This window comes from Flavobacterium sp., from assembly GCF_043779715.1.
In the GTDB taxonomy this organism is placed as follows: Bacteria; Bacteroidota; Bacteroidia; order Flavobacteriales; family Flavobacteriaceae; genus Flavobacterium.
Genome location: NZ_JAYWDT010000106.1, coordinates 16,333 through 40,932 on the forward strand (window position 1 = coordinate 16,333; position 24,600 = coordinate 40,932).

At 31.3% G+C, this 24,600-nt stretch carries 24 protein-coding genes; 6 read left to right on the forward strand and 18 right to left on the reverse strand.

Going from position 1 to position 24,600, the window contains the following annotated elements; translation table 11 throughout:
* Positions 1-7: 7 nt before the first annotated feature.
* From ACH2BG_RS05420 to ACH2BG_RS05450, 7 genes are all read right to left on the reverse strand, one after another.
* On the reverse strand, positions 8-721 hold the full coding sequence (locus ACH2BG_RS05420) for a tetratricopeptide repeat protein (protein ID WP_395046699.1): 714 nt from the start codon (positions 719-721) through the stop codon (positions 8-10).
* A 1-nt stretch (position 722) separates the two neighbouring features.
* Positions 723-1,766: a VWA domain-containing protein gene (locus ACH2BG_RS05425; RefSeq protein WP_395046700.1), complete on the reverse strand. Its 1,044-nt coding sequence runs from the start codon at positions 1,764-1,766 to the stop codon at positions 723-725.
* 127 nt (positions 1,767-1,893) lie between these two features.
* Complete coding sequence (locus ACH2BG_RS05430; protein WP_395046701.1) at positions 1,894-2,895, reverse strand: VWA domain-containing protein; 1,002 nt, start codon at positions 2,893-2,895, stop codon at positions 1,894-1,896.
* 1 nt (position 2,896) lies between these two features.
* Positions 2,897-4,486, reverse strand: coding sequence for a hypothetical protein (locus tag ACH2BG_RS05435; RefSeq protein WP_395046702.1), 1,590 nt, complete (start codon positions 4,484-4,486; stop codon positions 2,897-2,899).
* A gap of 99 nt (positions 4,487-4,585) precedes the next feature.
* Positions 4,586-4,942, reverse strand: coding sequence for a four helix bundle protein (locus ACH2BG_RS05440; RefSeq protein ID WP_395046703.1), 357 nt, complete (start codon positions 4,940-4,942; stop codon positions 4,586-4,588).
* A 48-nt stretch (positions 4,943-4,990) separates the two neighbouring features.
* Positions 4,991-5,857 (reverse strand): DUF58 domain-containing protein, encoded by an 867-nt coding sequence (locus ACH2BG_RS05445; RefSeq protein ID WP_395046704.1) that lies wholly within the window; start codon positions 5,855-5,857, stop codon positions 4,991-4,993.
* A 93-nt stretch (positions 5,858-5,950) separates the two neighbouring features.
* Positions 5,951-6,955: an AAA family ATPase gene (locus ACH2BG_RS05450; protein WP_395046705.1), complete on the reverse strand. Its 1,005-nt coding sequence runs from the start codon at positions 6,953-6,955 to the stop codon at positions 5,951-5,953.
* A gap of 174 nt (positions 6,956-7,129) precedes the next feature.
* Between ACH2BG_RS05450 and ACH2BG_RS05455 the strand changes: the two genes are divergently transcribed.
* Entirely contained in the window at positions 7,130-8,278 is a 1,149-nt protein-coding gene (locus tag ACH2BG_RS05455) for an ATP-binding protein (protein WP_395046722.1), read from the forward strand.
* Here ACH2BG_RS05455 and ACH2BG_RS05460 read toward each other — a convergent pair.
* From ACH2BG_RS05460 to ACH2BG_RS05475, 4 genes are all read right to left on the reverse strand, one after another.
* Complete coding sequence (locus tag ACH2BG_RS05460; protein WP_395046706.1) at positions 8,271-8,597, reverse strand: hypothetical protein; 327 nt, start codon at positions 8,595-8,597, stop codon at positions 8,271-8,273. The two genes, ACH2BG_RS05455 and ACH2BG_RS05460, sit on opposite strands and share 8 nt — an antisense overlap.
* 198 nt (positions 8,598-8,795) lie before the next feature.
* Positions 8,796-9,464, reverse strand: a complete 669-nt coding sequence (locus ACH2BG_RS05465) for a response regulator (RefSeq protein WP_395046707.1) — start codon at positions 9,462-9,464, stop codon at positions 8,796-8,798.
* A 29-nt stretch (positions 9,465-9,493) separates the two neighbouring features.
* A complete protein-coding gene (locus ACH2BG_RS05470; protein ID WP_395046708.1) occupies positions 9,494-11,530 on the reverse strand; it encodes an ATP-binding protein in 2,037 nt (678 codons plus the stop codon).
* Positions 11,531-11,613: 83 nt separating this feature from the next.
* Positions 11,614-11,769, reverse strand: a complete 156-nt coding sequence (locus ACH2BG_RS05475) for a hypothetical protein (RefSeq protein ID WP_395046709.1) — start codon at positions 11,767-11,769, stop codon at positions 11,614-11,616.
* A gap of 192 nt (positions 11,770-11,961) precedes the next feature.
* On the opposite strand from ACH2BG_RS05475, the gene ACH2BG_RS05480 reads away from it, so the two are divergent.
* From ACH2BG_RS05480 to ACH2BG_RS05490, 3 genes are all read left to right on the forward strand, one after another.
* Positions 11,962-12,696 (forward strand): metallophosphoesterase family protein, encoded by a 735-nt coding sequence (locus tag ACH2BG_RS05480; RefSeq protein WP_395046710.1) that lies wholly within the window; start codon positions 11,962-11,964, stop codon positions 12,694-12,696.
* A gap of 101 nt (positions 12,697-12,797) precedes the next feature.
* Positions 12,798-13,325, forward strand: coding sequence for a DUF6646 family protein (locus ACH2BG_RS05485; protein ID WP_395046711.1), 528 nt, complete (start codon positions 12,798-12,800; stop codon positions 13,323-13,325).
* Positions 13,326-13,415: 90 nt separating this feature from the next.
* Positions 13,416-13,997 carry a PhnA domain-containing protein gene (locus tag ACH2BG_RS05490; protein ID WP_395046712.1) on the forward strand — a complete coding sequence of 194 codons (582 nt, stop codon included), beginning with the start codon at positions 13,416-13,418 and terminating at the stop codon, positions 13,995-13,997.
* Between the two features lie 68 nt (positions 13,998-14,065).
* On the opposite strand, the gene ACH2BG_RS05495 is transcribed toward ACH2BG_RS05490, so the two are convergent.
* The 6 genes from ACH2BG_RS05495 to ACH2BG_RS05520 all read right to left on the reverse strand — a co-directional run bounded on the left by ACH2BG_RS05495 (position 14,066) and on the right by ACH2BG_RS05520 (position 19,620).
* Positions 14,066-15,619: an aldehyde dehydrogenase family protein gene (locus tag ACH2BG_RS05495; RefSeq protein ID WP_395046713.1), complete on the reverse strand. Its 1,554-nt coding sequence runs from the start codon at positions 15,617-15,619 to the stop codon at positions 14,066-14,068.
* Between the two features lie 104 nt (positions 15,620-15,723).
* The gene (locus ACH2BG_RS05500) at positions 15,724-16,446 is read right to left on the reverse strand and encodes a hypothetical protein (RefSeq protein ID WP_395046714.1); all 723 of its coding nucleotides are present in this window, start codon (positions 16,444-16,446) and stop codon (positions 15,724-15,726) included.
* A 20-nt stretch (positions 16,447-16,466) separates the two neighbouring features.
* Positions 16,467-17,393 (reverse strand): magnesium transporter CorA family protein, encoded by a 927-nt coding sequence (locus tag ACH2BG_RS05505; RefSeq protein ID WP_395046715.1) that lies wholly within the window; start codon positions 17,391-17,393, stop codon positions 16,467-16,469.
* 159 nt (positions 17,394-17,552) lie between these two features.
* The gene (locus ACH2BG_RS05510; RefSeq protein WP_395046716.1) at positions 17,553-18,071 is read right to left on the reverse strand and encodes a 3-hydroxyanthranilate 3,4-dioxygenase; all 519 of its coding nucleotides are present in this window, start codon (positions 18,069-18,071) and stop codon (positions 17,553-17,555) included.
* A 26-nt stretch (positions 18,072-18,097) separates the two neighbouring features.
* Positions 18,098-18,460, reverse strand: a complete 363-nt coding sequence (locus ACH2BG_RS05515) for a hypothetical protein (protein WP_395046717.1) — start codon at positions 18,458-18,460, stop codon at positions 18,098-18,100.
* Between the two features lie 71 nt (positions 18,461-18,531).
* A complete protein-coding gene (locus ACH2BG_RS05520; RefSeq protein WP_395046718.1) occupies positions 18,532-19,620 on the reverse strand; it encodes an endonuclease/exonuclease/phosphatase family protein in 1,089 nt (362 codons plus the stop codon).
* A gap of 331 nt (positions 19,621-19,951) precedes the next feature.
* Here ACH2BG_RS05520 and ACH2BG_RS05525 point away from each other — a divergent pair, with 331 nt between their 5' ends.
* Positions 19,952-22,714, forward strand: a complete 2,763-nt coding sequence (locus tag ACH2BG_RS05525; RefSeq protein ID WP_395046719.1) for a carboxypeptidase-like regulatory domain-containing protein — start codon at positions 19,952-19,954, stop codon at positions 22,712-22,714.
* A gap of 12 nt (positions 22,715-22,726) precedes the next feature.
* Positions 22,727-24,067 (forward strand): DUF5689 domain-containing protein, encoded by a 1,341-nt coding sequence (locus ACH2BG_RS05530; RefSeq protein WP_395046720.1) that lies wholly within the window; start codon positions 22,727-22,729, stop codon positions 24,065-24,067.
* An 86-nt stretch (positions 24,068-24,153) separates the two neighbouring features.
* Here the strand turns inward: ACH2BG_RS05530 and ACH2BG_RS05535 are convergent.
* A partial coding sequence (locus tag ACH2BG_RS05535; RefSeq protein WP_395046721.1) for an NAD(P)H-dependent glycerol-3-phosphate dehydrogenase occupies positions 24,154-24,600 on the reverse strand: 447 nt, incomplete at its 5' end.

Below are 24,600 nucleotides of genomic sequence, written 5' to 3' on the forward strand. Positions count from 1 at the left end.
GCCAAATCTACCAATCTTTATCGGTTTCGATAGGTTTACCTTTTACTTTTTTTCCGTTTACTTTTTCTTGTGTTTTCTTCTCTTCATTATTCACCGCATCCAACAAATTCTTCATTCTTTCCTGATTTGCGCCACCTTGTTGTGGTTTTGGTTGCTCATTTTGCTTGTCATTTTTCGGCTTTCCTTTATCGTCTTTCTTGTCATCACCTTCTTTTGGCTTGTCTTTCTTGTCGTCTTTTGGTTCGTCCTTTTTATCTTTTTTGTCATCCTTCTTTTTGTCGTCTTTTTTAGGAGGATTGTCTTTAAGCATTTTTTTGGCTAAAGCATAATTATACCGTGTTTGCTCATCTTTCGGATTATTTCTAAGTGCATTTTTATAAGCTTCTACCGCTTTTGAATAATCTTTTTCTTTCATAAAAACATTACCAATATTATGAAAAGCACTAAATTTTTGTTGTTTTCCTTTTGCGTTTTCTATCGCTTTCGAATAAGCATATTTTGCTTCTGTTGGTTGGTTTTGTTTATAAATAGAGTTCCCTAAATTATACGAAGCTGCAGCTCTTTTCTTATTGTTTGCTTTAGAAACTCTGTAATTAGATTCTGCCAAAGCATATTCTTTTTTTACATAATTTTCGTTAGCTTGTGGCAAATCGAAGTCTTTTTTCTGTGAAAATATTGATACAGAAAAAAACGACATCAATATTAAAATGATATTTTTCATATTAATTCTTCTTTTTCTCGTTAAATAAATTCAATTTTTGTACCCATTTTGTTTTTCTTTCCAATAAAAAAGTGTCTAATAATAATAAGAAAAATCCAATTCCTAAAAACCATTGAAATTGTGCTTGAAAACTAGCTACTTCTGTAGCGTCAAATTCTGTTTTTTGAATATTATTGAGTGATTTTTTGATAAAATTCACTGCTTCTTTCGTGTTGTTTCCGTTTATGTAACCACCTTTTGCTGATTTTGCAATAGCCTCTAATGCTTCTGGACGCAGTTTAGTAATTACAACTTCGCCTGTGCTTTTGTCTCGATGAAAACTTTCAATCACACCATTTTTCTTATTAGGAATTGGTCCGCCAGCTGTTGTTCCTATTCCAATAGTTATAATTTTCATTCCGATTTTCTTGGCTTCTTCTGCGGCATTTTCTGCTCCTCCAGAATGATCTTCACCATCGGTAATCAGAATCATCAATTTGCTAGTATTTGGGCTACCTTCAAAGTATTTTTCAGATAATTTAATAGCTTCGTCAAAATTACTTCCTTGTGATGAAATCATGCCTGGATTCATACTTTGCAAAAACATTTTGGCCACATTATAATCGGTTGTGATGGGCAAAACTGGAAATGCGCTTCCAGAATAAGCGATAATTCCTATACGATCGCTTCCTAAATTATTGATGATTTGAGATACAACTTGCTTGCTTTTTTCTAATCTGCTTGGTGCAATGTCTTCGCAAAGCATACTTTTAGAAATATCGATTGCAAAAACAATATCTATTCCTTCTCGTTTTACTTTTTCGATTTTAGTTCCAATTTTTGGATTAACTAATCCTAAAACAAGCATGGCTATTCCTAATAAAACGACACCAAATTTTAATGCGGGTTTAAAATTTGATTTCTCAGGACTTAACTTTTTCACTAATTCTAAATCGCCAAATTCTCGTTGTTTTTTCCTTTTCCAGAATTCGACATATAAGAAAATTGCAGCCAAAATAGGTAGCAGAAATAATAAGTATAAATATTTTGATTCGTCTAATTCCATTCAATTTTAGATTTTAGAACTAAGATTTTAGATTTTTTCTAAAACTTAAATCCGACATTCTCATTTATTTTTTATTTAGTATAAAGACTTTTGACTTTATGACATTTAAACTTTTGACTTTAATACTTTATATGAAACTTCTAAAAATGGTGATTCGCAATATAATTTCTATTAATAATAATAAACCTGCAAGCCAAACTAATGGTCTATATTTTTCATCATAGTTAACAAATTTTAATTCTTCAACTTCATTTTTTTCTAGCTTATCGATTTCGTTATAAATGCTTTCTAAGCTCGAATTGGTTTGTGCTCTAAAATATTTTCCGCCTGTTTTTTTGGCAATATCTTTCATGAGTTGTTCGTCTACTTGTACAGGCATCATTTTGTAAAGAAAATCTCCGTTAGGTCCAATAGCATAAGGAGACATAGCATTTCCGTTTGTTCCTATTCCAATCGTATATACTTTTATTCCGTATTCATTTGCAATTTCAGATGCCATTATAGGTTCTATAAATCCTGCATTATTTACCCCATCGGTCATTAAAATTACAATTTTGCTTTTGGCTTTACTGTCTTTTAGTCGGTTTACTGCGGTTGCTAATCCCATTCCTATTCCTGTTCCGTCTTGTATAACATTGTCATATTGAATGGTATTAATGGCTTCTAAAACAACTGCTTTGTCACTGGTAACAGGCGTTTTTGTGTAGGCTTCGGCGGCATATAGCACAATTCCTATTCTGTCATTTACTCTGGCTTCTACAAAATTGGCAGCTACTTTTTTTAACGCTTCCATTCTATTTGGTTTCAAATCTTTGGCGAGCATACTTCCCGAAACATCGGTTGCAATTACAATATCGATACCATTTGTAGTATTTCTTTTGTTACTCACATCGACCGTTCTTGGTCTTGCCATCGCAACAATTAATGCGCTTAAAACCAATAATCTCATGGTAAATAATACTGGTTTTAGTTTTGGTAAAACCGATTTAGATGCTTTAAAACCTTGTAATGAACTTATTGTCAGTGTTGGTTTTTCTTCTTTTCGTTTAAAGAAATACCAACCCATAGCAAATGGAAGTAGTAAAAACAACCAAAAAAATTCTGGATTTAAAAAAGTGATATTGATCATACTAATTCGTGATTTGTAATTCGACAGAATTTAACATTCGTTCTGATATTTTTTCTGCATTTTCTTCACCTTCTTTGTGCGCAATCATAATTTGTTGTAATCCTCCGGATTGGCTAAACAAGAGAATTTCGTAATATATTTTGTGGTTTTTATGGAAAAATGTTCCATAACCTTTCATTCCTTTAATTCCTTTGTCGGTGGTGAATTCTTCTTGTTTTGTAATGATATTTTGACAACCTTGAGACTCTAATGTTTGAATTGTTCCGTTGAGCGATTGTGTTAAATCTATTTGCGTTTCTTTTTTGAATTGAATGGTTGAAACAATAATATTAAACTGACCAATTAAGTTTCCATAACCAAACATTTGCATGTCTTTTATGAGCGCCATTGCATCATTTGGGATCGCTTTTTTAGTATCTAAACGTGTTAATACTTTTGGGGTTTCGATTGTTACCGATGGATTTCCGTAGTCACTTTTTACCCAATCACTTTCTAATAATTCGGTGGTAGAATATCCTGAAAATCCATTTATTACATAATCTAAACCTTTGGTTGTAATCGTATAAGTTATTAGGAAAGCTATTATTCCGACCAATACGCCTACAAAGGTCATTTTTTTCTTTCTTTTTTCTTTTTTAAGTTTGATTTCTTGTTGTTGTAATTCCCACTTTTTACTGTTTTCATCGACTATAACAGGGATTGATTTGTCGAGTATTACAATTGTTTTTTCGATTCTTTCTCTATCATCGGCAATTTCGAAGTCTAGTGGTTTTACTTTCGCAAATTTTACCAAATCGGCTTGTTTTAAAACTTTTTCTAAACTTAAAAGTGTTTCTTTAGAAAGCTTCATTTTTTTCTTGGTCGATGCTGCTCTAAGTGCTAGAATCAGTTCTGAAGTGGTGCTTTCTTTGGCGGGAATGTCAATCGCTTCTTCGATATAATCACGAGCAATATCTGTTAATTCAGAATAATATTCTTTTATTTCGCCTTTTTCTAGCAAATGTTTTTGTTCTAATAATTGTAATAAACTCGTTGCTTTTTCAATCGGAGAATTATACACAATCGCTTTTTCAGGTACTTTTCGGTATTTTTTCCAAAGGAAATAACCTAGAAATCCTAAACCTACAAACAACACAAATCCTAAAAGATATTTCCACCAATCTCCAATCGGTTTTTCTACTAAAATAATTGGTTTTATGTCGTACATTTTTTGTTTTAATGTATCGACTTTAATATTAAAAATTTCCACTTTTATACTATCTGAAAAAACTGGAATTCTATCTATTAAAACTGGAATTCTAGGAATTACATACTTTCCAGAATCGAATTGTGTTAAACCATATTTTTTAATTAGCTCAAATTTGTCGTTGTCTTTAATAGTATCTATCGGATAGGATTCGATAACTTCTAAACTTCCGAAATTTTTTGCTTTTGGAAACACAACTTTCGAAGTTGGTTTTACTTTCGCTTTGAGTGTTAATGTAAATTGTGCACCAATCTTATTTTTAGTAGTATCGATAGATGTTTCGACTTTTTGAGCAAAAAGCGAAGTCGAAATAAGTAATAATAATATGTATAGTTTAAAATTCATTTGATTTTTGATTGAAGATTAACGATTCTTGATTTCAGATTTTTTGATTCTGGTAAAATTGAAACCTTTATTGTTTACTTCTACTTTATTTTTTATGATTTAAAGATTTGTTTTAGCTGTTTTAATACTTGAAACAAAAATGGATATTAATTCGTTGGCTTCGGATTTTGCATTTATAATTATATCTATATTTGATGATAGTGTTGCTTTTTCGATGATTTTTAGACAAACAAATGTTTCTCTTAATTCTTTCAAACAAATCCCCATTTTATGAATAAAGTCTTTTTTACTTTCCGCACTTTGTGCTTCACCATAATTTAATGCTGGTGACGTTCCAGAACGGATAATTTGTCCTGACAAATGATTTCCAGTGTAACTTTTTTCTAAATAATTAGCTACTTTAATTATCAATACCGAAAAATCAATCAATCTGTCTTCTAAAACTTGTTTATTCATATCTTTTAAATCTGAAATCAAAAATCGTTAATCTACATTCTTAAATCCTTATCTAGATTTAAAATATCCTAATAATTTTGTAACATAACTTTCGTCGACCCTTGTACTTACAGTTCCTGAACCGCATTTTGAAAATATATCTTTAAAATAATTTACTTTTTCGTTATAATATTTTTCATACTCAAAACGAACACTTTTAGAATTTGTATTTACCCATTGTGTATCGCCAGTTTCGGCATCTTGCATAGCAACCAAACCTATATTTGTCATTTTTTCTTCACGAATATCATACACGCGAACACCGGTAATATCATGCTTTTTTCCTGCGATTTTCAATGTTTTTTCGTAATCATCGTCTGTAATAAAATCGGAGATCATAAAAACGATGGCTTTCTTTTTTTGTGTTCCAGACAAGAATTTCAACGCTTGCGAAATATCGGTTTTATTACTTTTGGGTTTAAATTCTATTAATTCACGGATAATTCTGAGTACATGTGGTTTTCCTTTTTTAGGTGGAATATACAACTCGATTTCATCGGTAAATAAAATTAAACCTATTTTGTCGTTATTTTGAGTTGCCGAAAATGCCATTGTTGCGGCAATTTCAGTTACAATTTCGCTTTTTAGTTGGTTTTTTGTCCCGAAACTTTCCGAGCCAGAAATATCTACCATGAGCATCATTGTAAGCTCTCGTTCTTCTTCAAAAACTTTTACATGCGCTTCGTTATATCTTGCCGTTACATTCCAATCGATAGCACGAATGTCGTCACCAAACTGGTATTGTCGCACTTCCGAGAAAGTCATTCCGCGTCCTTTGAAAGATGTGTGATATTCGCCCGAGAAGATATGATCGCTCAATCTTCGGGTTTTAATTTCTATTTTTCGGACTTTTTTTAAGAGTTCTTTTGTATCCATAGTTTAGTCAAATGTCGAATGTCTTAATGTCGAATGGTTTTCGTTTAAAGTAATTTAGACTTTTGACGTTCGGCTTTTAGACATTATGACTTATTAAGGCACTTCTATCTCGTTTACGATTTTGTTGATAATATCAACTGAAGTCACATTTTCAGCTTCAGCTTCGTAAGTGATTCCAATTCTGTGACGTAAAACATCATGAACCACTGCGCGAACATCTTCTGGAATTACATAGCCACGGCGTTTTATAAAAGCGTAACATTTTGCTGCCATTGCCAAATTGATACTCCCACGAGGTGATGCTCCGAAACTGATTAGTGGCTTTAAAGATTCTAATTTGTATTTTTCTGGATAACGGGTAGCGAAAATAATATCGAGAATATATTTTTCGATTTTTTCGTCCATATAAACCTCACGAACTGCTTCTTGTGCACGAACGATTTGTTCGACAGAAACTACTGCATTTACTTTTGTAAATCCACCATTTAGATTTTGACGGATTACCATGCGCTCGTCTTCCATTTTTGGATAATCGATAACGGTTTTAAGCATAAAACGATCGACTTGCGCTTCTGGCAAAGGATAAGTACCTTCTTGTTCGATTGGATTTTGTGTCGCAAGTACTAAAAATGGTCTGTCTAACTTGAAAGTCGTATCGCCAATAGTAACTTGTTTTTCTTGCATGGCTTCCAAAAGTGCAGATTGTACTTTGGCTGGCGCACGATTTATCTCATCTGCTAGAACAAAATTTGCAAAAATTGGTCCTTTTTTTATAGAGAATTCATTCGATTTTATATTGTAAATCATAGTTCCAACGACATCAGCGGGTAATAAGTCTGGTGTGAATTGAATACGACTAAAAGAACCTTCAATAGCTTGCGACAATGTGTTTATGGCTAAAGTCTTTGCTAAACCAGGAACTCCTTCAAGCAGGATATGTCCTTGACCCAAAAGCCCGATAAGCAAACGTTCAATCATGTGTTTTTGTCCAACGATTACTTTGTTCATTTCCATAGTAAGAAGGTCTATAAAAGCACTTTCTCTTTCTATTTTTTCATTAATCGCTCTAATGTCTAAAGTCGTTGTGTTTTCTTCCATTTCTATTTTTTTAAAGCCGTGAATTTAGTGTGTATTTTATTACGGTGCAAATTGAATTTTTTTTTAGAAGTAAGATGTTAAAAAATGGTTAAAACTTCTTTGAAACATTCAATTTTAAGGATGATTTGTGATAGTATTTACCTATTTTTAAGAATTGAAAAAAATGTAACGGTTTTGATAAACAAACGACTCCTTATAAAAAACCTTTTGGCTCACAATGATGAGTGTAGTTTTTATGACAAAAAACGTCAGTTAAACTTGCATTCTCGAGAAGGAAAAGCTAAATTTTTGAAACACATTTGTGCTTTATCAAACTCAAATCCTACCAATAATTCTTACATTGTAGTTGGAGTTGAAGATGCTGATAATGAGATTGTAGGAGACGATTTTTTTGATGACAGCAGAATTCAGAATTTAGTAAATGCTTTTTTAGAAAACCCACCAAAAATTCAATATGAAAACGTACCGTTTCCTAATTTATCGAAAGATAAAGTTGTTGGTTTAGTTACTATAAAACCAAACAATAAAGTATCCTTTTTTAAGAAAGGAATTCATACGATTGTTGCCAATTCAACTTTCAAACGTGTGGGAAGTAATACCGTTCCTACCGAAGACAAAATTCCTTTTTCTAAACAAAATACAGAAGCTGTAATTAGTATCGAAAATAATTCGCGAAATAGTATAGGTTACACCCTAGAAGGTGTTTTAGACTTTATAAACATTCGCCACAAAGATATGTTTAGTGAATATAAGGTTTTTAAAGAATTGTTTGTGGTTTGCTGGTCTGGGAATAAGAAAAAAATCCGTGAAAATGTTTATTATACTCGTGTTGATATTGAATTAATAAATGAACAAATTAAACTTTTTTATTCGGCACAAGACGAAGTTTTGATAGAGTACAATAATAATTATTTTGCCATTACCGAATATATTTCTCTGGGATTAAACGATAAAACGAGTTATTATCCGCTAGAGAGAGTAACAATTACCTTTTTTGATAATGGTTATTACAAAATAGAAAATAAAATGTTGTTTGAACCGCCAGAATTCAATAGAAAAATGCTTTATCACATTTATAATGCAAATTTAGCTCTGATTTCAAAAATGGAAAATGGTTTTACATTGACAGAAAGAGAGGCCAAAGACCTTGAGAACTTGCCGTCAACACTCATGATTTGTTATCTTAATGGGTTTGATGAAGCAAAACAAAAACTAATTGAAGCAAAAAATTTATTAAAACCATATTCTCAAATTTATGTGAGCTTCAAAGAAGCTTTGCGTGTTTTGAGAAAAATGAAATATGATAAACAAGATTTTAGTTAAAACTATTAAATTCATCTAGGAAATACTCTAACTCATAAATACTTTTTATTGTATGGCATATCATTATAAACCATACTAGAAAAAAAGCAATGATATTTAGAACAATAGGAATACCTATTATTTTATCATTTATGGCATAATAACCTTCTTTGACAGATAATGAAATAGTTTCGAAATCTGGTTGCTTAATAAGGTCGAGCATATAAATAATTGATACTGCTACATTTAGAATAAACATTACGAATATGGCAAGAGCAAATGTTGTGATTAGTAAACTATATTTAGTTTGATTGTCTAGGTTTTGGATATGTCGTATCATAATTTGGGGGTTTAATGATTAGTAATGGTCTTTAATATTTGAATTATTAAAGAAATCTTTTGTAAAATTAAAGAATATCAAAAAACTAATTTTATGGTTTTTCCTCACATTTTGTTAATATTTTAATCGATTTATTATATCAAATCGATTAAAATATTATTTATTTATGGATGAAACGATGAGTGGGAAAGTTGTGTTTTAAATTAGACCTAGTCTTTTTGCTTCTCTAATAATATCTTCATCTGTGCCTTTTTCAATACAGAAATAATCTTTTATCTGTACTTTTCTTTTTTCTATAGTACTGATAGAAAGGTTGAGATGATTGGGAAGACTTTTTGTTTTTATGCCCTGAGCTAGTAGTTTTATGATTTCTCTGTTGAAGTTGTCTAAATAGATTTTTTTAGATAGTAACTCTTTCATACATTCTTTTACGGTAAAGCTGTGATAAATTGCTCCTCTCATTATTATATCGAAAGCAACAATTAATTCATCTGCACTAAAATCACTTTTTACCAATAATCCAGCTGGCTCAACATTTCTTAAAATATTATACAACACTAGCGCTTCAGTATGCGATGTTATTATAACTATTTTACTGTTTGGCATGTGTGATTTAACCAAGATAGCGAGATCTTCTCCAGATGTGATTTTCTCTTTTTCGAATGGAGGTAAACTGTAGTCTAAAAAAACCAAATCGAAGAATGATTTTTTTGATTTATCAGTAATTATTTCATAAGCACTTTCGCAATTAAAAGCAGATGTGGTTTCAATCTCAAATCCTAAAGTGTTGTAGGACAGAATAATTTTATATCCTTCAATCATTGAAGGATGATCATCGACCATTAGGATTTTTAATTTCGTTTGCATAGGTTTATTGACTAGTACTAAAATACAATTTATGTAGGAATAATCAAGTTAATTTGAGTTCCTTTTCCTATATTTGATTTGATTTCCAATGTTCCATTAATCATTGTTGCTCTAGATTGAATATTTTTTAGTCCAATTCCTGATTTTGATTTCTTGACATTAAACCCAATTCCGTTATCGGTTATTTCAATATGAATATGGTTTTCGTCTTTACTTATATGTGCAGCAACAATATCGGCTTTTGCATACTTGCGAATGTTTTGTAATGTTTCTTGAAATATTCTATAAAGATGCATTTTTGTTGATGCTTCTATGTTTTCCCAATTTATATTATCATCTATTTCGATATGACTATTTATTTCCGAAATGGTTTTTAGGTTATCAAACAAAGCGGTTATGATTGTTTTGAAACTGTCTTTTCTAGCAAAAACATCTTTATTCAAGTCATGAGAAATTGCTCTTATTTCTTTTTCTATATTTTGAATATCGGCAATGTGCAAAAGACATCTTTTTATAGTTTCTTCATCTGTTTTTTTACTCAAGATGAACAAATTTAGTCTTGTACTGGTTAGTTTGCTCATAATTCCGTCGTGCAATTCTTGTGCAATTCGTTTTTTTTCGGTTTGTCGTCCTTCGTCAATTTTGCTTTGCTGGTCTAGCATTAACTGATAAATTTGTTCGTTTGCTTTTCGTTGTTCCTGTTCAAACTGTAATTCCTTGTTTTTAGCATGTTGCAATTTTGCGAGATAGGATAAGGCTATAATTAATATAAAAAACAAGCTAAAACCGAGAATTATCCATCTTTGAGAAGAAATTTTATTTTTTTCGACTTCAATATAATTCTTTTGATTTAAAATTTCATCGGTTTCAAACTCGATTCTTGCAAATTTATCACGTGTTTTTCGTTCGTTATTCTGAAGACTATCGGTTAGTTTAATAAATAGATTATTGTAAAAAGAAATATTTATAACATCAATTTTAGCAAGTAACTCAAGCGATTTTAGTTCGTCTTCAAATATTTTATTATTATGAGCTAGTGTTTTTGCTTCGGTACAAAATAATAAAGCTTTTTTAGTGTCATTATTATTAAAATAATATTCCGAAAGATTTATTTTACTAGATACTATTCCTGGAATATTGTTCAGACTGTCTCTTATTTGCAATGCTTTATTTAATAATACAAAAGCCGATTTGTCATGTAATTTTAATTTAGAATAGCCTAAATTATTAATTAAATTAGCATATAACAAAGGTTCGTTGTTGCGAAAATCTGAAAGGCTTAGTGCTTTTTTGAAATAATAAATAGCTTTTTTGTATTCCTTTTCTTTCTGAAAAACCCTTCCTAAATAATTATAGGCTTGGGCTTTGAGCGATAAATATTGCGAATCATTTTTTAATTGATTCGAAATTTCATTTGCTTTGTTGTAATATATTAAGGCTTGTTTTGTATTATTACTTCCTTCGAGAGCATTTCCTAAAGTGATATAACAATCATATAATAATCTAGTGTCTTTTTTGTTTTTTATAGTTTTTAGAATATTTATAACTGCTGTTTCGCAACCAGAAAAATCTTTTTCGTAGAATAAAATATTGGCTTTATAAAGTTTAAGTCTATCTATGTTTTCATTGTTAGTTAAACGTAAATATGTCTTTTCGGCTTTGCTATAGTAGTAATAAGCGCTGTCATTAGTAAATTTATTATAATGATAATCACCTATATATTGTAATGATTTTGCTATACCAAGTGAATCTTGACTTTCTTGCGACAAAGTATAAACTTTTCTGCATGTTTTTAGGTATTTTTCACTTTCGTTAAGATTATAATGTCTTCCCGCTAGTTTAAAATAATAATGTCTTGTTAGCGAATCATTTGTTTTGCTGCTTAAAATGAATAAAACCTGATTTGCATATTTATCTCTTAGTTTCTTGTCGAGTTTAAAATCATATGATCTAGATAATAAAGTATCTATATTATTATCGTTTAAGTTTAATACAGCACTTTTTTCTTTCTGATTACAGCTTAAGAAAAGGTAATGAAATAAGATTATAAGAATTATTTTTTTCAAACAAGGAAAGTCTTTTATTATTAAATAAAATCAAATTTACTATTTTTAAAATTATGATTAAGACTATTTGCTTATCTTTATTATTACATTGGTTTTGGCGCTGGAATTGGTGGATCAATATCTGAATCACACGGCAAAACTGTTTGGTTATTAGAGCTCGCTAATATCTCTTCGACGGTGCATGATGAGAATGTTAGTAATAAAACGATAATTCCTAATGCGTAAATGATAGTTTTCATAATTTCTACGGTATTTATTTAAAATTAGTTTTTAAATACAAAGCACTTTTTTAGCTTTATAATTTTATCAAAATTATAACCTCTCGAAAAATAAATTTTACGGTTTTTCCTCACATTTTGTTAAAGTTTCAAAAAAATAAGATTTATTTAAAACCAAAATTTTATGTAAATTCACGCCTATAATATTAAAGAATGAGAACATTAGTAATAGGCGATATACACGGAGGATTAAAGGCATTAATACAAATTTTAGAAAAAGCAAAAGCCGCAAAAAACGATTTGTTGATTTTTCTAGGCGATTATGTAGATGGTTGGAGCGAATCTCCCCAAGTTTTAGATTTTCTGATTTCTTTACAAAAAACGCATCATTGCATTTTTATTCGAGGCAATCACGATGAGTTGTTACTAGATTGGCTTATAAATAACAATGAGAATATTAACCAAGAAATGTGGTACAAACATGGGGGAGAAGCTACGGTTTTAGCATACCAAAATATTTCAAAAGAAGTGAAAGAAAATCATATTCAATTCTTAAGATCGTTACAGAATTATTATTTAGATTCAGATAACAGATTATTTGTTCACGCAGGTTTTACAAATATGAATGGTGTGTATTTTGAATATTTTCCTAAACTATTATATTGGGACAGAACGCTCTGGGAAACGGCATTAGCATTAAACGAAAGTTTAGAAACCAATCATAAGTATTATCCAAAACGATTTACAATATATGAAGAAATTTATATTGGTCATACTCCTGTGACTAGAATTGGAGAAACGTCACCCGTAAAAAAAGCTAATATTTGGAACATAGATACTGGGGCCGCTTTTGCTGGACCACTAACAATTCTCGAGGTAAATACTAAGCAGTTTTGGCAAAGCGAAAACTTATCTGATTTATATCCGAACGAAAAAGGCAGAAATTAGATTTCTATATTTTATTGAATTTTGTTATTGAAATTGATTTTTACTGTTGTCATTGCTATCGAATTTATATATTTGCCAATATTTAAAAATTTATATTTAAGATGAAAAAAATTATTACACTCTTGCTTGTTGTTTCAGCAAGTATTGCAAATGCGCAAGCATACAAAGGAAAAGGAGATGTTAAGGCGCAAGTTGGTGCAAATATTCAAAGTGGAGGAACAGGAATATTTGTTTCTGGAGATTTTGGTGTTGGGGAAAATATGTCTATTGGTTTTTCTACAAATTATTTGTTATCAGCAAACAAATCGTATTTAACATACAACACAACAACATTAGTATTTGAAGAGAACAAACCAGAATTTATAGATAGAATCGATGCAAAAGCTCGTTTTAATATAAATCTAGGAAATGTGATAGGTCTTGATGAAAAAATGGACGTATATCCAGGATTAGATTTAGGAATAAGAAATTTTGGTGCACACACAGGTTTCCGTTATTTCTTTACTGATGGTTTTGGTGTTTTTGGAGAAGCAGGAATTCCAATTGCAAAATACAGCAAAAACACGGAAGGATTTAAATATTATAATAATCAATTTACATTTAATGTAGGTGTATCTTTTAATTTGTAATAAATTAATAAAAACTAACATAACCACTAATTCACAAATTTTACACACTAAATATTTGTGAATTAGTATTTTTTTTTAATAAAAAACTCAATGACTCCAATAGAAAAAAAATTATACGATAGAAGCGATTCCAAATGTGAATTATGTGGTTCTAACGAAGATTTAAGAATACATTTAACCAAAGAAGAAACCATTTCGGTAGATAATTCGGTATTGGTATGCACTACTTGTAAAAATCAAATAGAAAATACTATCACTACTGATCCTAATCATTGGAGATGTCTGAGCGATAGTATGTGGAATGAAAACAAACCTGTTCAAGTTGTGGCATGGAGAATGCTAAATAGATTGCGATCTGAAGGTTGGCCTCAAGATTTGTTAGATATAATGTATCTTGACGAAGAAACTTTAGTTTGGGCAGGAGCAACTGGCGAAGGCGAAGATGAAGATGGCAAAATAGTTCACAAAGATGGTAATGGAAATATTCTGAAAGATGGAGATTCTGTTGTTTTGATAAAAGATTTGGATGTGAAAGGTGGTGGGTTTACCGCAAAACGCGGAGCAGCAGTTCATAACATTAAACTAGTTTGGGACAATGCTGGGCAAATTGAAGGTCGAGTAGAAGGACAACACATTGTGATTTTGACGCAATATGTTAAGAAAACGAAATAATAATATTTCTATAAAACGAAAAAGGGTTCAAATTAATTTGAACCCTTTTTATATGCTTAATTTATTGATTACAAATCAAATTTAATTCCTTGTGCCAATGGCAACTCATCCGAATAATTAACTGTGTTTGTTTGTCTTCTCATGTATACTTTCCAAGCATCTGAACCAGACTCACGCCCACCACCAGTTTCTTTTTCTCCACCAAAAGCACCACCAATTTCAGCACCAGAAGTTCCGATGTTTACATTAGCAATCCCACAATCTGAACCAGAAAAAGATAAGAATTTTTCTGCTTCTTTCATGCTATTTGTCATAATTGCCGAAGATAATCCTTGAGCAACTCCGTTTTGTACTTCGATTGCATTTTCAACTTCACCACTGTATTTCATTAAATATAAAACTGGCGCAAAAGTTTCGTGTTGCACAATTTTATAAGTGTTTTCAGCTTCAATAATGGCTGGTTTTACATAACATCCAGATTCGTATCCTTCGCCAGTTAAAACGCCACCTTCAACTAATACTTTTCCACCTTCTGCTTTTGCAGATTCAATTGCAGCTAAATAAGTATTCACTGATTCTTTGTCAATTAATGGGCCAATGTGATTTTTTTGATCAAGAGGATTACCAATTGTTAATTGCCCGTAAGCACCAACAATTGCATCTCTTACTTTGTCATAAACAGATTCGTGAATGATTAATCTACGAGTTGAAGTACATCTTTGTCCTGCAGTTCCTACAGCACCAAATACAGCTCCTGGAACAACTACTTTTAAATCAGCCGTTGGAGTAATAATAATAGCATTATTTCCACCCAATTCTAGTAAAGATTTACCAAAACGTTGTGCAACTGTCGAACCAACAATTCTTCCCATACGAGTTGAACCTGTTGCGGAAATTAATGGAATTCTCACATCAGTAGTCATCATTTCACCTACTTTATAATCTCCATTAATAATACATGAAATACCTTCTGGTAAATTGTTTTCTTTTAAGATGTCAGCAATAATATTTTGACAAGCAATTGAACATAAAGGTGCTTTTTCTGAAGCTTTCCAAACACATACATCACCACATATCCAAGCTAACGCTGTATTCCAAGCCCAAACTGCAACTGGAAAATTAAATGCCGAAATAATTCCAACAACACCAATAGAGTGCCATTGTTCTCTCATTACGTGACCTGGACGCTCTGAAGGAATAGTTTGTCCGTTTAATTGACGAGATAAGCCAACTGCGAAATCACAGATGTCGATCATTTCCTGAACTTCACCATAACCTTCTTGTAAAGATTTACCCATTTCGTAAGAAACTAACTTACCAAGTGGCTCTTTTAATTCTCTTAATTTATTTCCAAACTGACGAACGATTTCTCCTCTTTGAGGAGCAGGCATAGCTCTGAAGCTAATAAACGCCTTAGTCGCACTCTGCATTACTCTTTCGTAATCTGCAGCAGTAGTTGCTCTTACTTTTCCTATTAATTGACCATCTACTGGCGAATAACTTTCTAATAATTCACCATTTGAAAACCATTCACTTCCTGTTGAAGTTCCTTCGTTGATGGCTTTTACACCCAATTGTGCTAATGCTTCGGTCATACCGAATTGTTGTGCTATTGTTGACATTATATTGTTGTTTTTTAAAATTCTGGTGCAAAGTTATGATTTCTTGATGAATATTTTAACTCTAACTGATTTTTTAGCATTCAAACCGAGAATACTTTTAAAATTTAATTAAGATTCAAGCCAAATGCCAATCCGAACCAAGGTTTTTGTTGGTATATCCAATGCTTTTTATTACTATCCATCAAATCATCAAAACCATAAGCCAAACCGATAGTAAAATTATCAATTCCGATGATTCCTGCAATTCCTTTAGACCAAACCGTACCATCATATTCTTTCGCGATTTGCTCTTGTGTTACTGAAGGATTCATCGCAGTTGCACCAAAACCAGTAAATAAACCGAAAGAGAATCCGTAATGTGTAATTTTTCGTTCAAATTTTTTTAACGGATTGCCTTTATATCTCAGATTGTAAAAATCGGTTCGGTATCCCAAATAAATTTCCCCATTAAGATTAGTTGTAAATTGTTTTGGTAAATCTTTTTGAGAAGATCGATATTTGAAAGGAATCGTTAAAAAATCTATGTCAAAACTATTTTGAGAAAACAACATTGTTTTTTGAAGATTAGAAGTATTGGCTTTAGAAAAAATTTGTTTTTTATTAGCAATTGTATCTACAATAAATATATTGTTTTGATCTTTACTAATAGGATACACTTCTATTACATCTTCATAATTACGTATATATACGTTTTGCTCTGTTTGATTAAAGATTTTGCTTTTATAATTTCCGTCAGAAAATTCATATTTTGATGAATCTTTAAAAACGCTGCAACTACTGAAAATTGCTACTAAAAAAATTAAAAGTAGTATTTTTTTGATTTTCATTTAAACTATTTTTAGATATGTTAAAACATATTTTTTTTCTTAAACAAGAATACTCCCAAAATTGAAATTATCAGAGAGATTAATAAAATAATCATAAATCCATAACTATTTTCCTGTAAATTATTCGGCACGTTCATTCCGTACAAACTCGCTACAAGTGTTGGGATCATCAAAATTATCGAAATGGAAGTTAAGCGTTTCATTATAATATTCAGGTTATTGGAAATCACCGAAGCATAAGCATCCATCATACCAGTTAAGATGTTGCTGTAAACATTAGTGGTTTCTTCGGCCTGACGCAATTCGATCTCTACATCTTCTAGCAAATCAGGATCGAAAGTGTCTACTGAAACTTTTAAATTTTTTATCCTACGAAATAAGTTATCATTTCCTTTCAATGAAGTAATAAAAAAAACCAAACATTTTTCAATCTGTAGTAATGCTTGTAATTCTTCGTTCTTAATCGATTTTTCAAGATTATGTTCAGCTTGCTTGATGCGTTGGTTGATTTGTTTCAAGTATTTTTGAAACCACACGCTTGAAGATAACAGTAATTTAAGAACTAAATCATAGTGATTCATTATTCCAATTTTCTTGCGTTGGGAATATAAAACAAAATCAGAAAGAATTTCAACTTGACTGAAACAAAGTGATACGAATATGTTTTCCTTAAAAATAAAGCCAATAGGCGCAGTGTTGAACGGGAGTTTTTCATCATTGCTTTTAAATGGTGCCCTAATTATAATAAGAAACCAACCGTTTTCGGTCTCGATACGAGGACGTTCGTCTATATCTTCAATGTCGTTATAAAAAGCTTCGGGGATTTGTAATTCTTCAAGAAGGTATTTGGTTTCTTCTTTTGTGGGACAAACTGCATTAATCCAGCAGTTGTTTTGAGAGTTTTCAGTTTGAAATAACCCGTTGTTGTTTTTGTAAAAAGTAATCATAATGTAAAGCACTGTTTTGGGGTAGCCATTACATTATGCAAAAGCTATTCCTGTTTATTTTTTCTTTTCCTCGAATAATAATCCATGTGGATGATTTAATTTTCTGCGAAAGTAAAACTTTTAAAACACAAAATTCTTAATTATTTCTTAAGACGCTACTTAGAGCGATTTCATCACCGTTAAACAATTGGGACACGTTCTTAGATCTTCTGAAGCATAAAAATGATTAAAATGTTTTTGAAAATCATTTTCAATATCGTTTAAACCGAAATACACTTCGTGCAGTTTGTGGTTGCATTCGTCACAAAACCATAATAATCCGTCTTTTGCATCAGTTTCGTTGCGTTTTCTTTCGATAACTAATCCGATGGAATCCTTAGAGCGAACTGGCGAATGTGGGACTTTTGCGGGATGCAAATACATATCTCCTGCCGAAAGATGCATGGCTCTTTTTTTACCATCCTCCTGAATATAAACTGTAATATCGCCTTCTAATTGATAAAAAAGCTCTTCGGTTTCGTTATAATGGTAGTCTTTTCGGTTGTTTGGACCAGCAACAATCATGACAATATAATCGCCAGAATCTACATACAAATTTTTGTTCCCTACAGGTGGTTTTAGTAAATGACGATTTTCGTCAATCCATTTGTTAAGGTTAAAGGGTTTTGCAATTGCCATAATTTTATTTTTAAAGTATAAAATTACTACTTTTTTACTTCAATCCATCTAGGATTAAATATTTGTGGAATTTGTTTTGGGTCATTTTTGTAAGTGGTAATACGTCCGTAAGCGAAAATGATTTTATCTTGTAAGTCTTGTATTTTTATTTTTGCTGTTTCTAAATATTCGTTTGTGACTACAATGGTAAAAACGTTGTTGGGATAAGTTGCGTCTAGATTAATATAATTTGTAGTTTTCCCTCCAGTAGCTAATTTATACGAGACTACTTTTCCTGTAACACAAGCTAAATTGTTTATATAATCTTTTGCTTTTGCAGTTGTAATGGTATCTTGTGAGAAACCGTTTAAATAAAAAAAGAAAATAAATAGAATAAGAATATTTTTCATAACGGATAAATATAAATAAAAAATCGAATGCCTTTTTTATTAGACATTCGATTTTTTGGTATTTAATAATTTTATTTTATTTCTTTAATCAAGTAAATATATGCTGGTAAATGGTCACTAAAGCCTACAAAAGTAGAACTACTTCTCAAAGGATATCCTTTATACTGACCTAACTTTGTTATCATAAAAGGCTTGTTGCAAATTCCCGCTTTCCAGTATCTAAATGAGGTATAATCTTCTCTGATGAATGGTTCAGTTATAAATAATTGATCAAAAACATCACCTGCATCTCTATAGAATAATGTTGAATATCCTTTTTTATAAAGGCCTTCTGACGGATTGTAAAACCCTAAAAGAGGAACTTCTTTTTTGTCTCCTTTGGCATTTAATACCTTTTTTAAACTTTTATTGAATGGTCCGTCATTTAAATCTCCCATACTGATGACCTTTGCATTTGGATTAATTTTTTGAAGAGAATCTATTATTTTTAGATTTAATCCAGCAGCAGCTTCTCTTAATAAGCTACTAATTTTTTCGCCACCTCTTCTAGAAGGCCAGTGATTTACAATAAAATGCATTTCTTCGCCATCAAGAAGTCCTGAAACTAATAGTTGATCACGGGTGTATATTCTTGAATCTTTTTCAGGTGCCTCTTTTTTGTCATCTGAAGAATCTTCATATTTCTTATCTTCTTTAATTGCCTTTGTGTCTTTTTCATAAATATACAAGGGAATGTTGTTATAACTTGTTACAGTAAAGTGCTTTTTTTGATATATCAAAGCAACATCTATTCCTCTTTTGTCAGGAGATTCAGCATGTACAACGCCATAATCGCCTCTAGTAAGTTGTGGGTCTTTTACTAAATCTTCTAGAACGCTTCTGTGTTCAATTTCTGACAAACCAACAATCGTTGGAAGGTTCGAATTCTCGCCATCGCCAATTTGAGATATTACTTTTGAAAGATTCTGAATTTTTTTATGATAATATTCTGAGCTATACACCCACTCATCATCTCTAGTATTAGGGTCGTTAATTGTGTCATAAAAATTTTCGGTATTATAAAAAGCAACCGTGTGAATCGCAAATTTTTTGGATTGTGCATTTGCACCTATTGTAAAAGACAAAAGGAGTAAAAGAGTAAATAAATTTCTAATTTTCATAAAATAATATTATTAGTTATTACAAAAGCTAAATTAGCTTTTGGGGCTACAAATGTAAAATAATATTAGATATAGCCTAATTTTCATTTGTTAAGAAATACTTATTTTAAAAAATAGTAGAACAAAAGGAGTGCCAAATCTTGTATGTTTTTGATAAACAGACAAGAAATTGTTAGTGAAATCCTCGGAATTAGCTAGCTAAGGTTAATATAACATCAAATTTAACATAAGTTTTGTAAAAAATGTTCAAAATGTAATTTAAACTTGTAAATTTGTCGCCCCATTTAAATTTGTTTATGAACTTAAATAGGGATTAACTTTAATTTAATTTATGAAAAAATTTGTTATTAGTACACTATTTGTATTACAAGCTTTTTTTGGTTTCGCTCAAACTACTACTGGTATTACAGGTAAAGTTGTTGATGCTAAGACGCAAAAGCCGTTACAAAATGTTGTTGCTTCGATTCAAAACACAAATTTCACTCAGATGTCTAATGCTGATGGTAAATTTACGTTTTCTGGACTTGCAAAAGGTCGTCAATTATTACAAATCAAGAGTGATGGTTACAAAATTCAGTTATTTCCAATTGAAATTTTAGAGAACCAAATGCTAGATTTAGGTGTTGTTGTTTTAGAGGAAGATATTACTCAGGAACAACAAACAAGTTTAATTACCATTACCGAAAATGATTTAGGTGACGAAGGAAGTGGTTCTGAAGGAACTGCTAGTTTGTTACAAGCTTCTCGTGATACTTTTTTACAAGCTGCTGCCTATAATTTTGGTCAAGCTCGTTTTAGTGTTAGAGGTATTGATAATGAGTACTCTAATATTATGATTAATGGACTTTCTATGAATCGTGTTGGTGACGGAAGACCACAATATGGTGATTGGGGAGGATTGAACGATGCAACTCGTAACCAAGAATTCACAAACGGTTCTGCGCCTTCTGATTATGTTTTTGGAGGAATTGCAGGAACACAAGAAATAAATACAAGAGCTTCTTTATACAGAAAAGGAACTAGAATTTCATTCCTTAATACCAACACAAATTACGCATTCAGAATGATGGGAACCCATGTTTCTGGTATGAGAACAGATGGTTGGGCTTATGTTATTTCAGCAGGAAGACGTTGGGCAGAAAATGGTTATTTTGAAGGAACTAACTACAGTGCAAACTCTTTCTTTGCTAGTGTTGAGAAAAAAATAAACGAAAATCATAGTTTGAACTTTACTTCAATTTATGCTCAAAACAAAAGAGGGAAAAATTCTCCAAATACTGATGAACAATCAGATTTAGCGGGTGTAAAATACAATTCTTATTGGGGTTACCAAGAAGGTGAAAAAAGAAACTCACGTTTTAAAAACTCAGAAGAACCAATAATGATGTTAACACATTATTGGAAAGTAAATCCTAAAACGAATTTAAATACTACAGTATCTTATCAAATAGGACAAATAGGAAATAGCCGTCTAGATTATACAAAAGCTGATAATCCAGACCCAACTTACTATAGAAAACTACCAAGTTTCAAGACAAACGAATTTTTTAATAATGTTTATCTAGGAAATACACCTGCTAACATTGCTGCTGCTGCAGAATTAAAAGAATCTTTCCTTGCTAACAAGCAATTAGATTGGAAAAATATTTACAGAATAAATACTGAAAATATAGCTAACGGAAGCAGAATAGTACAATACGAAGACAGAAACGATGAAAATATTGCTACAGCAAGTACTAATTTGTTTTCACAACTATCTGACAATATAGTATTAAATGCAGGTGCAACTTATCAAATGTCTAAAACTAAAAATTTCAAGAACATGCTTGATCTTTTAGGAGGAACTTACTATACAGACATCAGTACATTTGGATTTGGGCCACAACAACAATCTGATTTGAACAATCCAAACAGAACAGTTGGAATTGGCGATAAGTATGGTTATAACTATGATATCGACGCAACTAGATTAGAAGCGTTTACACAATTCAAATTTGTTTACAAAAAAGTAGATTTCTATTTGGCTCAAACATTTTCTCGTTCAGGATATCAAAGAGAAGGTTTTTATAAAAATGGATATTACCCAACAACTTCTTTAGGAAAAAGCGAGAAAAAGAATTTCGATAATTTCGGATTCAAAGGAGGAATGACATACAAAATTTCTGGAAGACACTTTATTGACTTCAACAGTATTTACATGACAAAAGCGCCAAATACAAAAGATGTATTTCCTAATGCACGTGTAAATAATTCTGTAACAGAAGACATTACAAACGAAAACATAAAAGGAGTAGATTTAAGTTATATCATCAAAATGCCAAGCTTCAAAGCTCGTTTTACAGGATATTTCTCTGAAACATCTAATGCTACTGACATCAATTTTTATTATGCTGATGGTTTGGGAGCAGATAGTGGTGCATTTGTATCGGAAATTGTTACTGGAATAAATAAGAAAAACAGAGGTGTTGAAGTTGGTTTAGAGTACCAAGTAACATCAACTATAAAACTTACAGGGGTTGCTGCTTACGGAGAATTTACACTTACAAATGATCCTAATGTAAGCCTTACAGATGATTCAGTTGGAGGAAATCCTAAATCTTATGGTTTAGCTAAAATGACAGGATACAAACAAGCTGGAACGCCGCAACAAGCCTATTCAGTTGGTGTTGAATATAGAGACCCTAAATTCTGGTGGATTGGTGCTAACGCAAACTACATGGCAGATAATTATTTAGATGTTTCAACTATAAGAAGAACATCAAATTATTATGACCCATCAAATAACACTGGTATAATTATAAATCAAGATCTTGCCGATAAATATTTGTCACAAGAGAAGTTTAATCCAATCCGTTTGTTTAATTTAGTAGGAGGAAAATCTTGGAGAATAGATGGTAAAACATTAGGTCTTTTTGCAAACGTAAACAATGTTTTAGATTTTACATATAAAACAGGAGGCTTCGAGCAGTCAAGAAATGCATCATATAAGCAAGATTATCAAGACCATCAATCTAATGGACCAAGTGTTTTTGCGCCGAAATATTTTTATGGTTACGGAAGAACTTATATGGTAAATGTTTATTTAACTTTCTAAAAAATAATGATTATGAAAAATAATATAAAAAATGTTTTTTCTATCGTTGCTCTTTTCGGTCTATTTTCTAGTTGTGTAAACGACACTTTTGAAAATCCAAAACAAGACGATTGTATTAATTCAGGTTTGGTGAAAACTAAAGAAGTAAGCGATATTTATGCCGTTGCTACAAATACTACAGCTATTTATGCTGCGGATGATATTATCGAAGCTTATGTGATTTCTAGCGACGAAGGTGGAAACTTCTACAAAAAAATGTATCTGCAACCTGTAGATGGATCTAAAGGCTTCATTCTTTCTATAGATGAAGTAAACGTTTATACGAAACATATGGAGCCAGGAAGAAAAGTGTTTGTAAAACTAAAAGGACTTGCTTATGCAAACCCAACAAGTTTTGATAGAGGGTTAACTTTTGGGGCACCTCCAACAGATATTTATGCTGTAGACAGACTTGCTAATTACAAAGGAAGTATTTTGCCTTCATGCGAATCTGGAAACGAAGAGGTTTTTGTAAAACACCTTACAATTTCTCAAGCATTAAGTGATGTTTATTTAAACACACTTGTAGAAATAAGTGATGTTCAGTTTAAAACAGATTGTGCTACATATAGTAAAAAAGATTTCGATACAAGTTTAAAAATCACAAACGGACCGACAACTTTAGATGTTAGAACAAGTCGTTTTGCAAACTTTGCAGGAAATTATGTTCCATCTGGAAGAGGTACTATTAGAGGGGTTTTGGCTAAATATAGCAACGGATACCAGCTTGTTCTTAGAAACGAAAGAGATGTGAAAATGAATGGGCCTAGAACCCAAGTAGTTTCATTACCAAAAGGAGGAAGCGCAATCACATATGATGCAACTCTAAATGAAGGTTTTACAAGTTATGCTACAACTACAACAGGAGCAAATTTACCTAAATATGTAAATGATGCAGCAGTAGGATTCAAATATTGGGATGTTGTTTTGTTTAGCGGTAACAAATACCTACAAGTATCTGCATTCAACAATGGTTGTACTAAAGCTTATTTCGTAGTACCAGTAAATTTTGCTCTTGCAAATGGTTTTTCGTTTAAAACAAAAGATGGTTTCAATGATGGAAATCCTTTAAAAGTTTACTATTCGACTGATTATGTTCCTAGTGGAAATATGAGCCAAGCTACGCTTGTAGATATTACATCTAAATTTGCAATATCTACAGGATCTACATCAGGTTACGCAACAAATTTTTTAAGTAGTGGAACTTATCCTATTCCTCCATCATTAGAAGGAAATGGTTATTTCATTTTCGAATATGATGGAACGACAGGAAAAACAACTACTATTCAGTTAGATGATATTGTTATAAACTAAGAATTTTCAATAATTAAACTAAAAAAGAGTTACATTTCTGTAACTCTTTTTTTATTATTTCTATTATTTTTATCTTTCGCTCAAAATTAATCCAACTTATCAGTTAGTTTTTCAAATACTTTTTTAGCACTTTTGCCTTCGTATAAAATCTCGTAAACGGCATCAATAATAGGAGTTTTGGCTTTGTAATCTTGGTTTAGCTTCCAAGCGCTTTTTGTAGCATAATAACCTTCGGCAACCATACTCATTTCCATTTGAGCCGATTTTACTGTATATCCTTTTCCAATCATATTTCCAAACATTCTATTTCTAGAAAACACCGAGTATCCTGTAACTAACAAATCGCCTAAGTAAGCCGAATCATTTATATTACGCTTCATTTTGTGTACTTTCTTGATGAATTTTTTCATTTCGCGAATACCGTTACTCATCAAAACCGATTGAAAATTATCGCCATAACCCAAACCATGAGCAATTCCTGCTGCAATGGCATAAATATTTTTTAGCATCGCGGCATATTCTGTCCCAATAAT